Consider the following 11,937-nt stretch of genomic DNA (forward strand, 5'->3'; position numbering starts at 1 on the left):
TTTAAACCTGTTGAGATTCTAAGCAGAATACTTTTTCCTTCTTAAATAATTAAATACTAAACCGAATATTACTACTGTAATTAGTGGTAATAAAACATTAATTAATTGCCATTTTGTACGTTCATCATAACTCTTTTTGAGGTTTAGAAAAGGGACAGTTATATTCTTACTACGCAATTGTATTAATCCGGTATCGTCTAATAGGTAATTAACGGTATTCATTAAAAACTCTTTATTACCGTAAAGCGCTCCTGTACGCATATCATATCCTAGCTCTTGAGCTTTTCCACTGTCGATTTGATTTTTCAAAACGTCACCATCTGCAATTAAAACGATAGCACTTTCTTTACCTTCATCTATTGAATTAGTCATTTCAAAAGGCTTTACTCTATTTTTATAGGCACTAGTAAAACTACCTTCGGCAAGAACGGCCAGAGGCTTTTCACCGACTTTGGTTGCTAGTGGATCTATCGGTTGATCTAGTTCTGCTAGAGATATAGCGGCAGGTAATATTTTAATTTGAGTATCAGGTGATGTACTTAATAGTACTGTCTTTTTGATACTATTTTTAAGAGTATCAATGGTACCGGTATATTCAAATTTTACTTCTTCTAGATTTTTAGTAATAGGGTTATCGCTATCAGATTTTGAAATAGGGTAGTATGGCCAGTCAAAGGCTTCATATTGTGTATTACGACCTTGTCCAGTGGCTAGTGCAAGACCGCCAGCACGTTCATCTTTTACGATTCCGTTATTGAGTCTTAATCCATATTTAAAAAGTAAGTTGTCTAGATTTAAATCTCGTGGCATTCCATAACCTATAGATTGTGGATTTGCAAGGCTATCATTTTCAAATATAATCGGATCTGCGGCTAGTAACATTTTTCCACCATCCATGATGTATTGGTCGATGATGTAATTCTTAGTCTCACTGAAAGCAACGGTAGGTTTAGGCTCAATGATTAAATCAAATTTATTGAGTTGATTTAAAACATCTACAGGAGTCACACTATCATTATCCTTTACAAATTCAATTCCAAAAGGTGCAACCCGATAATATTGCTGTAAGGTTTTAATAAAATCTCTAATCTGTAAATCACTCAACTCACCACTATCTCTTAAAACAGCAATTGTTTTAGATTTTTCATTAATAACTTTACTCATTCCATCGGCAAACTGATATTCCAGCTGTTGTATAGATGAGTTTACTCGTTCTTCCATCGTGGCACGAGCAACTGTTTTTAATAAAGGCACCGCAGTAGTTTTACCATTATAAACCATTATAGCCCATGGAAACACAACAACTTTTGTGCTTTTTCCTCCTTCCATAATTGTAGCCATGGCTGGTTTAATGCCATATTGAGCTAGACGCATCGTTATTTGCTCTACTGCTTCTGTGCTTTCATCCTCTGTAGGATTAACAAAATTGAATTTTATATTCTTATTAACTGCAGCATACTCTTCCAGTAATTGCTGTGTCTCTGACTGTAGTTTACGGAATTCTGGTGGTAACTCACCATCTAGAAATACATCTATAAGCATGGTGCTTTCCACACTTTCTGCCAGTTGTGTTGCCACAGGTGAAAGTGTATAACGTTGGTCTTTGGTTAGGTCAAAACGTTCGTACCATTTACTAGCGCCATAATTTATAAGAACTAGCGCAGCAACAATAACCATAAGGGAAATAACAATCTTTTTCATTCTTATTGCTTCTGGGTGATTATTTTAAGACTCAATTCGCTTAAAGCGAAAAACAATACAGCAATGCTCAAGAAGTAAATGACATCTCTAGTATCTATAACGCCTCGTGCCATACTCTCGTAATGATATTTTAAGCCTAGAAAAGCCAGTCCATCATTTTCAATAACCGTAGAGAAACCTTCAAAACCAAAATACATTATAAAGCACAAAACGGCCGAGAGCAAAAAGGCTATAATTTGATTGGAAGTAATAGAAGAACAAAATACACCTATTGCGACATAACATAAAACTAATAGCATTACACCAGCATAGCTACCGATGGTACTTCCTATATCTAGATTATTTTCCGTTTCTCCTAACTGTGCTATGGTAAATACATATAACAAAGTAGGCAGCAAGGCGATAACGATAAGAGTGACACCAGCGAGGTATTTTCCAGCTATAATGCTTCTAAATGATATAGGTCGAGTAAAAATCATTTCTAGGGTTCCTAGATTGCGTTCGATAGTAAAACTGCGCATAGTAACTGCTGGAATAAGAAAAATAAATAACCATGGTATCAGTAAAAAGAAAGGCGATAAGTCTGCAAATCCATAATTAAGGATGTTAAACTCGCCATCAAATACAAAAAGGAAAAGACTGGTTACAAGTAAAAAAATAGCAATAACTAGGTAACCCGTTATGCTAGAAAAATAGCTTCTTAATTCTTTTAAATAAATTGCTTTCATAAAAGACTATGTATCTTATTTAAAGAGTTGGCTGATGGTTTTTGATCAAAAAGTGCTTTAGTAGCTGGCCATACCTCACTGAATAACGCAGAATGTCGATAATTATTAAGTGCCTCTTCATTTTCCCAATAGCTATAGGTATAAAAGCTGCATGAATCTTCTTTATCTTGATAAAGTTCTAGTAAACTACAACCATCTTGGTCGCGTATTTGCTCTTTATGAGTGTCGAACAATTTCTCAAAAGCAGCGACAGCGTCTGGTCTAAAATGCATTCTTACGATACGTACTATCATGTCTCGTTAAATTTTATGTTGATAGGAGTGTTGTCTTTAAGTCCAAAAAGACTACTGGCACTACCTATGGTAATCGGGTTAGATTTATAAGTTGCAATTTCTATATAACCAGAACTATTAAAAATCACTATAGCTCTACCATCGATATCACGTTTATAATCTTCTTTACTAAAATCTATGAAGCCAGAATAATGGTCATAGATTTTATAATGTTTCTCACTGCGTGCAGTAAGTGTAAACTCTCGTCCCTTTCCTGTGGATTTAAACAGATCTCTGGTAATATTTGTTACTGCATTACCATAGTTATCGATATAGATAACCTGACCATTAATAGAATTATTAGCAACGGCTGGTTGCATGCCAGATATATTTTTTAATCTTTCAATAGGTTTCCCAATTACTTCTAAGGTACCACCACGAGCTATATGACAAGCAGTTTGTACAAAAGCATCCATCACCGTAAAGTTTGAAGTAATACGATCGTGGATGTTAATTTCAACAATTTTATCTGCGTTAAATTTTGCTGTGAGTAAACACATAATTCCATTATCTGCACAGACAAAGTAATGACCATCCATATAAACTGCTACATGCTTATTATTTGGTGTATGCTCAGCATCTACACCTATGATATGAATTGTCCCTTTCGGAAAAGTGTAGTAAGCGTTTTTAATGATGTATGCCGCTTCGGCAATATGAAATGGAGTAACGAGATGCGAAATATCAACAATATTAATATCTAGCAATTCATTAAAGATAGCTCCTTTAACCGCGCCTACATAGGGATCTTTTAATCCAAAATCTGTGGTCAATGTTATTATAGGCATAAAGGTGCTGGAAAGTTGTTAATTAAATAAGGATTAAATTTTTGTTACAATTGCTATTTTCCTGATTCAATTCTTTAAATTGTTACAAGTTTTGCAAGTGTTACATGCTCTAGCAAAATTATAAAATAATAAACGCAATCATTCATATAATTATACGCTTTTGAACGAACTTATCATTGACCTTTCAGAATCTAATCCTAGAGAGTTTTTTGGGGTTAGAAATAAAAATCTAGCTTTCTTAAAAAAGCACTTTCCTAAACTTAAAATAGTTGCGCGTGGCAGCACGATGAAAGTTTTTGGTGATGAAGAACAATTACAAGAATTTGATAAACGTATTCAGATGATGCTAGAGCATTACGGAAAGTATAATACGATGGATGAAAATATTATGGAACGAGTACTAACTAGCAATAGTAGAGAGGACTATGATAACGCAAAAGGCAGTGGTGATACTCTAGTACATGGCGTAAGTGGAAAGATAATTAAGGCCAAAACTCCTAATCAACGCAAACTAGTAGAACTTACTAAGAAGAATGATATGGTTTTTGCCATCGGACCTGCAGGAACAGGTAAGACATACATGGGTGTAGCAATGGCTGTAAGAGCACTTAAAGAGAAACAGGTTAAACGCATTATTATGACTAGACCGGCTGTAGAAGCTGGTGAGAATTTAGGTTTCCTACCAGGTGACCTTAAAGAAAAACTAGATCCATACATGCAGCCTATTTATGATGCCTTGCGAGATATGATTCCAGCCGAGAAGCTTTCTACTTATATAGAGAAAGGAATTATTCAAATTGCGCCGCTCGCTTTTATGAGAGGTAGAACGCTAGATGGTGCTTTTGTGATTCTTGATGAAGCTCAAAACACGACACATGCACAGATGAAAATGTTCCTAACACGTATGGGGAAAGATGCAAAATTTTTCATTACTGGCGATCCTGGACAAATTGATTTACCGCGACGTGTTATTTCTGGACTTAAGGAGGCTTTATTAATCCTTAAAGATGTTGATGGAGTAGGTATGATGTACCTAGACGATAACGATGTGGTGCGTCATAGACTTGTAAAAAAGGTTATTGCCGCTTATAAGGATATTGAGAATAGAAATTAGTTGTATTTATTTGCTTTCGCGAAAGCGTAAGCATCAACATTATATATTTTTCATATCTAGTCAATAACTTATTAAAAATATCCTGCTATTTTTCTCTAAAATTTAAGAAGAATATTTGAAATTTGTAATTCACAGCACAAGCATTATGAATTTACCAAATACTATTACAGATATAGATTTTAATTTCCCTAACCAGACTCATGTCTATAAAGGTAAAGTACGCCAGGTGTATAGCGTTAATGATGACCTATTGATCATGGTAGCTAGTGATAGGTTAAGTGCTTTTGACGTAGTAATGCCTAGAGGTATTCCTTATAAAGGTCAGATTCTTAATCAGATAGCTACACAAATGATGCAGGCTACTGAAGACATTGTTCCTAACTGGTTACTTGCAACTCCAGATCCCAATGTTGCTATAGGTTACCAGTGCGAACCATTTAAAGTAGAAATGGTAATACGTGGTTATATGAGTGGCCACGCTGCAAGAGAATACAAAGCTGGACGTAGAATGATTTGTGGAGTTGCCATGCCAGAAGGTTTAAAGGAAAACGATCCATTTCCAGAGCCTATTATTACTCCTGCTACTAAAGCAGAAATGGGTGATCATGATGAAGATATATCAAGAGAAGACATCATATCTCGTGGTATTGTAAGTGAGCACGATTATGAAATTTTAGAGAAATATACCCGTGATTTATATAAACGTGGTAGTCAACTTGCTAAAAAAAGAGGTTTAATTCTAGTCGATACTAAGTATGAATTTGGTAAAACTAAAGATGGAAAAATTGTTTTAATTGATGAGATCCATACTCCAGACTCTTCTAGATACTTTTATGCTGATGGTTATCAAGAACGTCAAGATAAGAACGAGCCTCAAAAACAATTGAGTAAAGAATTTGTGCGTCAGTGGTTAATATCTCACAATTTTCAAGGACTAGAAGGTCAAACATTACCTGTAATGGATGATGCTTATATTGAGTCTGTAAGTGAGCGCTATATAGAATTATATGAAAAAATCACCGGTAAAGAATTTGAAAAATCAGATACCAGTGATATTAAAAACCGTATTGAATCTAATGTTCAAGACTGGTTTGAAGCAAATTTCATGTAGAACAGCGATTATAGATTATTGAATTTTAAAGTCATTTTTAAATCACTCATTTATCTATACTCTGGGTTTTCAAATTCCCATCGCTTGCCGTCATCCCATTGAGCTCTAGAGTTTCCATAATTAGGATATCCTCCATTTGCTTTGAGCATTGCGGCTAGATGTAAAAGATTGTAAGTCATAAATGTAGTATTTCGGTTAGTAAAATCACTTTTAAAACCTACTGGTGGATTGATTTTTTCTCCTTGCCATTCTGTATCGCCATAACTAGGTCCAGGACCTACTTCACCTATCCATCCACAATCTGCTTGCGGTGGAATAGAGTAGCCTACATGTTGTAAAGAATAGAGTATTCCCATTGCACAATGTTTAACGCCATCTTCATTACCAGTGACCATACAGCCTCCTACTTTACCATAGAATTTATACTGTCCTTTATCATTAGTCTGACCACTCATTGCATATAATCGTTCGATAAGCTTTTGTGCTTCAGAGGATTTTTCTCCTAGCCATATAGGTGTTCCTACAATCAATATATCTGCGTCTATTATTTTTTTAAATATTGAAGGCCATTCATCCTTATCCCAGCCATGTTCTGTCATATCTGGATAAACGCCACTAGCAACATCGTGGTCGATTAACCTGATGGTTTCTACTTTTACATTTTCCTTTCTCATTATTTCTTGAGAAACATCAATTAAAGAGTCAGTATGACTATGTTGAGGAGATTTCTTTAAAGTACAGTTGACGTATACAACACTTAAGTTGCTGAAATCATGTTTTTCCATAAAACTATTTTGTGATTTAAATTTTGAACTGTTAAGCGGTAAACGCTTAAGTTATTAATAATCATTGATATATAGTCCTAATAAAAACTCAAAATATAAAATTTATTTTTATTACATGTCAGAATAATAGGGTTATAGAGATTAAAAAAAGCTATGTAGGATAAGTATTTATAGACTTAACTCTTCAATGGGCGCTTTTTTATCATGCCTCCTTTGATATCTTTAATACTGTTCATGATGATAAAAGCATTAGGTTCAATCTTTTCAATTTCAGTGTTAAGCTTGTTTAGTTCTAGACGCGTAATGACGGTATATATGATGTCCATATCTTTAGAGACACCGTTTTTTGCATATCCACCTTGTCCTTTATAGATAGTGACTCCACGACCTAGTTTGCCTATTAACATCTCCTTAATGCGATTGCTTTGTGAAGAAATAATAGTGACACCTATATACTCTTCAATTCCTTCAATTACAAAGTCTAATGTTTTAGAGGCAGCTATGTATGTGATCATTGAGTATAGGGCAATTTCTATGGATAGAAAATAAGCAGCTACAGAAAAGATGATAATATTAATAAGGATAATTATGTCACCTATGGTAGTAGAAAATTTTCTACTCAAAAAAATGGCCAGTATTTCTGTTCCATCAATGACGGCACCACCACGTATGGATAATCCAATTCCTGATCCTAAAAAGAAACCACCAAAAATAGCAACCAATAAATCATCATCAGTAACATTAGGAAAAGGAACAACGGCAACACATAAAGCTAGACCTATTATAGCTAGAGCTGTTTTAACGGCAAAGCGTTTTCCCATGATCTTATAACCCAACACTACAAAGGGTAAATTGACACCTATGATTAGAATATACAATGGGATACCAGTCACGGCTGCCACTAATAACGATATTCCAGTAGCGCCACCGTCTATAAAGTCATTGGTAAGTAAAAACCCTTTAAAACCAAACGAAGCTGAAAAAATCCCAATAACAATAAGAATAAAATTTTTAAAATTACGCTTTAAAGAGATCACAAAATCATGATACTTTTTAGCGAGTCTATATTCAGAAGGTTTCCCTTTTGGATACTTCTTTTTATCTCTGAACTTTTTTGTAGACTGAACAATAAGGTTTGCTAAAAATGGATTCATTCTTTTGTGAAAATTAAATATTAGTTAGAAAATGTCATCTTTAAAAGAACTTAAGGTGCTCGTTTCTTAAAGTTCAACATAATTTAAAGATATCAATTAGAACCTAATAAGCTAAAGCTATATTGCTAATTAAATTATAATATTACTGTCTTTCAGGAGTGTGTAATACTTACGTAATCAGTTGTTTATGTATTTAGTCTGGCAGTGAAGTTGTAGCTTTTGTAAAAGCTTGTTAGTTGTTTGTAATCTAAGCAATCATATTCATGAATTTAAAAGGTTATACATGATGAATATGGATAAAGTTCTTGAAATTAATGAACATTTTATAAGTGCTTACTTTTGCATCGAATTATAAAGAGTAACTCGATGTTGGATTATTTAGTAATTGGTGGCGCACAAGCAGGTTTGTCCATGGCATACCATTTACAAGAACAGGATAAAAAAATTTTAATAGTAGATGGAGAAGAAGAAATAGGTGCTTCTTGGTTAAATAGATGGGACTCACTCAAATTATTCACACCTACAGAATACAATCATTTGCCAGGATTAAAATTTAAAGCTCCTAAAAATCATTATCCTACAAAATTTGAAGTAGCAAATTATTTTAAATCTTATGTCAAAAAATTTGATATACCAGTACAGTTAAACACCTTAATTACGTCTGTCCGCAAAAACAAGAAGACTTTTATAATAGAGCATAAAGATGGAATTATTGAAGCTAAAAATGTCGTAATAGCTACGGGACCTTTTCATATTCCTTACACACCGCCATGTCATACTAAAGCCTCTCAAGAAATACTTCAAATTCATAGTAATTATTATAAAAATGCAGACCAGTTGCAAGAAGGAGATGCTCTAGTTGTAGGTGGTGGAGATTCCGGATATCAGATTCTGAATGAGATTTCAAAAGATTCTTCTAGAACGGTTTACTTTTCTGGTGATACTACTGTTAAGTCCTTACCACAACAGTTTTTAGGTAAAACATTATGGTGGTGGTTTACGGTGACTGGTTTTTTAAAATATAATAAGTATAGCTGGATAGGGAAGAAGATTAACTCATCTACACAACCAGTGATAGGTACAGATGTAAAAGAGATACTTTCTAGACAAAACGTAATACCGGTAGGAAGAACAAAAGATGCATCAGGTCAAAAGATGTTCTTTGAAAATAAGAAAGTGTCAACGATTAAGAATATAATTTGGGCAACAGGTTACCGGCCTAATTTTTCTTGGATAGAAGGACTAGAACTTGATGCTGATAACTACCCTAAAAATTACCGAGGTATTAGTAACATTAAAGGTTTATACTTCATGGGGTTACCATGGATGTATACTCGAGGATCTGCTACATTAGGTGGTGTATCTAAAGATGCTCATTTTCTAGCAAACCATATACATTCTAATAAGTAGTTATGTTTGAATAGTAAATAAAAATGCCGCTAAACCATAAATTTAGCGGCATTTTTAAAATTATGATATTCTTGAACTTTAGATACTATCTACAAATTCTTTAAAAACTTTTTTATGTAAATCTAGATCTAGATCTGGCGATAGAGAAGCTCGCACTATGTAATCCTTATCTCCTTCTTTAGTCGTTCCTTGTGTAGATGTGGCAGGTATGGTCCAGTAACAACCTTTCAATTGTCCATAACTCACGCAAAATTTACTCTCGTTAGGGATTTCAGTGATCATTAGATTGATGAGCTTAAGGTTTAAAGCTCTCTTATAGGTTTCTTTCTCTGATTCTGTCCTACCTTTTGTAGGTAGATCTAGAGAGAATACAGATGGAGTAAATCCTTGTTCTGCAAGTTCTTCAGATACAAAATTTATTTTTGCATTAGGCAACGATTCTTGAACAAATGTCACAAACTCACGAGTGTTTTTATAAGCATCTTTGATACGTTGATTCATTGATGGTAATTGTGCTGCAAGAATTTCGTATTGTAAAGCAGTAGCTTCATTATCGCACAATGTTAAGTGCAAATCTATCTTATCAATTAAAGCACTAGTCTTATTATTACCTACACAGTATCCCGCAGTACACTTTCCACCACTTGGGAATTTAGAACCGCTAGCATAAGAAATAGTTCTTACCGTAGATAACATCTTACCATCACCTAAAAAGTGTACATTAGGACAAAAGGTTTGGTCTAATATAAATACTGGATCTATTGCTATAGTTCCATCAGGCGTTTTGCGCTCTTTACTTAAAGCTTCTTTTAAAGCCACTAGATCAGGAACCTCAACTCTTGGGTTTGTTGGTATTTCAGCAATAATATATGGGACAGCATCTTGAGTAGCGATTTGATTTAAAACAATATCGACACTTTGTACCATATCATTATCACCATCTACCGGTAAATCAACAACTTCTACATTATTTAAGCAAGCAGCAACACGTCTAGCTTGATCATTAGTTCCGCCATAACAATTAGGTGGTACGATAAATTTAATAGCTTTACCAGGATGGTTTACTTGTGCATCGTGTATAAGTCCCATCATTATAGCATATTGTATAGATAAACCACTAGATGCGACTAAAGGCGTTAACTCTGTGCCTGTAATTTCTTTGATAGAGTTGAGTACACTTGTTTTATCTGTACTTAAATTGTTTTTTTCTAAAACGATAGGCTTTTGGTCTACTAGAGATTTTAAGGCCACTAGTGAATTAGATGGCGTCATCGCAATAGTTTCTCTTCTACGCACATGCTGTATGTCAAAAATAAAGGTTTTGTCTAGAGAGCTATTAATGACTAGAATACTACCTAAATCACCATGTAAACTAATGGAGAAGTCAATATTTGAATTTAAATCTACTGTATTTATTTCATCGTGTTCAGCTATAAAAATCGTACTACCGTTAAATGATGCTACATCAGATGGAGCGTTTACCTTTTGCAATTGAAAATGATATCCATAAACCTCTTTTAAAAGTTCTGAATTTAAAATGGCAGGTAGCTCACCAGTGTAATTAATTTGGGTATCTCTATCTTCCAATAAATTTTTTCTCAACACAGCAAGAACAGGAATTGTCTTTGATGAAAAGCTAATAACATTTTCTGCATCTAGCCCATGTAGATGAGCAATTCCCCATTCTAACACACTAGACAGTGGATGACCTAACCTTATGTAGTCATAGGCTGTGGGCAATACAGCTAGAGCTCCAGTACTAGCATTATTTTTACTATAAAGAGTTTCTAACTGGTCTAGGAATTGAGTTTTTGCAAGCTTTTCATTATAAATATCCAGTCTATGTGTCGTAAGACCTAACCAATCTGCAGGATGATTTTTAATGATATCTTCTATATAATTGAGAACTTTATTGTCTTTCATAAGTATTAAAATAATGATACAAAAATATAGATTAATTAAGGGTCTAAGGCAGGTTTAACAAGATGTTTAATATCCTATGTTCTAGCTTTATAAAACTTATGTAAAACCTTGATGATTATTTATCATATCATTCACCTAACGAATTCAAAAACAATGCTAGAATTAGTCCTGTAGTAGTGGTAATTCCAGTCCAATACTTATCTTTTTTAAATGATTTAGGAAACACTTCTAGGGCTAGTGATGCTACTACTGCGCCACCGGCAAAACTCTTGATGTAATTCAAGTATTCTTGCTTAACATCAGATAGTAAAAAATGTCCCACTAATGCCGCCATAGCAAGTATTGCTGCTGTAGCTATCCATAATAAAAGTACTTTCTTTTTAGAATGTTTTTCAGCCATTTCCTTAGCGCCGCCAGCTGCTTCGGGTAAATTAGATAATAAAATTGAACCCGATAAAGCTGCTACAGATAATGGACCAGCACCTATTAAAGCAACACCTAATGCAAGATTCTCAGGGATACCATCTAAAGTGATAGCAGCTAGTAAACCACCACCACTGTTATTACCCCATTTTTTCTTAACTAGATAATCTAAGGCTGTAAAGGTGGTAGCTCCTATAAAAACAACCGCAAGAGTGATGTAAACTGAATTGTTTTCTAAAGCTGGATTAATAAGTTCTAGTAAGGCAGACACTAATAAAGCTCCGCCAGCAAGAGCTACTAGAAATCCTTCTGTTTTTTTAGATAGGCTACCATAAATACCCCATAATGCTCCAGCAATCAACGCCGCCGAAACCACAAATACCACAATACTAGTCGTCATATTTTATCTAATTTAGATTTTATGTGAGTTTGATTTATTCGCTTTCGCGAAAGCGAGTATCACATTTA

The 11,937-nt window shown here is 34.2% G+C and carries 11 protein-coding genes; 3 read left to right on the plus strand and 8 right to left on the minus strand.

The genetic code is table 11. The annotated features are described in order from the left end of the window. Positions 1-18 precede the first annotated feature (18 nt). From gldG to R1T42_RS03055, 4 genes are read right to left on the minus strand one after another with little or no spacing between them, the layout of a single operon-like run. The gene (gldG, locus tag R1T42_RS03040; protein WP_317291253.1) at positions 19-1,701 is read right to left on the minus strand and encodes a gliding motility-associated ABC transporter substrate-binding protein GldG; all 1,683 of its coding nucleotides are present in this window, start codon (positions 1,699-1,701) and stop codon (positions 19-21) included. Between the two features lie 2 nt (positions 1,702-1,703). Continuing rightward, positions 1,704-2,429: a gliding motility-associated ABC transporter permease subunit GldF gene (gene gldF / locus R1T42_RS03045; RefSeq protein ID WP_317291254.1), complete on the minus strand. Its 726-nt coding sequence runs from the start codon at positions 2,427-2,429 to the stop codon at positions 1,704-1,706. After that, positions 2,426-2,722 carry a putative quinol monooxygenase gene (locus R1T42_RS03050; protein WP_036580676.1) on the minus strand — a complete coding sequence of 99 codons (297 nt, stop codon included), beginning with the start codon at positions 2,720-2,722 and terminating at the stop codon, positions 2,426-2,428. The genes gldF and R1T42_RS03050 overlap by 4 nt, the downstream gene beginning before the upstream one ends. After that, positions 2,719-3,549, minus strand: a complete 831-nt coding sequence (locus R1T42_RS03055; protein WP_317291255.1) for an SAM hydrolase/SAM-dependent halogenase family protein — start codon at positions 3,547-3,549, stop codon at positions 2,719-2,721. The genes R1T42_RS03050 and R1T42_RS03055 overlap by 4 nt, the downstream gene beginning before the upstream one ends. A 160-nt stretch (positions 3,550-3,709) precedes the next feature. Between R1T42_RS03055 and R1T42_RS03060 the strand changes: the two genes are divergently transcribed. Together R1T42_RS03060 and R1T42_RS03065 are read left to right on the plus strand one after the other, a co-directional pair. After that, complete coding sequence (locus R1T42_RS03060; RefSeq protein WP_036580670.1) at positions 3,710-4,663, plus strand: PhoH family protein; 954 nt, start codon at positions 3,710-3,712, stop codon at positions 4,661-4,663. 145 nt (positions 4,664-4,808) lie between these two features. After that, positions 4,809-5,774: a phosphoribosylaminoimidazolesuccinocarboxamide synthase gene (locus R1T42_RS03065; RefSeq protein WP_317291256.1), complete on the plus strand. Its 966-nt coding sequence runs from the start codon at positions 4,809-4,811 to the stop codon at positions 5,772-5,774. 50 nt (positions 5,775-5,824) lie between these two features. On the opposite strand, the gene R1T42_RS03070 is transcribed toward R1T42_RS03065, so the two are convergent. Together R1T42_RS03070 and R1T42_RS03075 are read right to left on the minus strand one after the other, a co-directional pair. Continuing rightward, on the minus strand, positions 5,825-6,559 hold the full coding sequence (locus R1T42_RS03070) for a flavodoxin family protein (RefSeq protein WP_317291257.1): 735 nt from the start codon (positions 6,557-6,559) through the stop codon (positions 5,825-5,827). A gap of 176 nt (positions 6,560-6,735) precedes the next feature. Further along, positions 6,736-7,713, minus strand: coding sequence for a YitT family protein (locus R1T42_RS03075; RefSeq protein ID WP_317291258.1), 978 nt, complete (start codon positions 7,711-7,713; stop codon positions 6,736-6,738). A gap of 366 nt (positions 7,714-8,079) precedes the next feature. Between R1T42_RS03075 and R1T42_RS03080 the strand changes: the two genes are divergently transcribed. Beyond that, positions 8,080-9,123 (plus strand): flavin-containing monooxygenase, encoded by a 1,044-nt coding sequence (locus R1T42_RS03080; protein ID WP_317291259.1) that lies wholly within the window; start codon positions 8,080-8,082, stop codon positions 9,121-9,123. 78 nt (positions 9,124-9,201) lie between these two features. Here the strand turns inward: R1T42_RS03080 and R1T42_RS03085 are convergent, their stop codons facing one another. Next, complete coding sequence (locus R1T42_RS03085) at positions 9,202-11,046, minus strand: PLP-dependent aminotransferase family protein (protein WP_317291260.1); 1,845 nt, start codon at positions 11,044-11,046, stop codon at positions 9,202-9,204. A 127-nt stretch (positions 11,047-11,173) separates the two neighbouring features. Continuing rightward, complete coding sequence (locus R1T42_RS03090) at positions 11,174-11,869, minus strand: ZIP family metal transporter (protein ID WP_317291261.1); 696 nt, start codon at positions 11,867-11,869, stop codon at positions 11,174-11,176. Between the last annotated feature and the right edge of the window lie 68 nt (positions 11,870-11,937).

Origin of the sequence: Nonlabens ulvanivorans (assembly GCF_032922765.1) — a bacterium.
Classification (GTDB): Bacteria; Bacteroidota; Bacteroidia; order Flavobacteriales; family Flavobacteriaceae; genus Nonlabens; species Nonlabens ulvanivorans.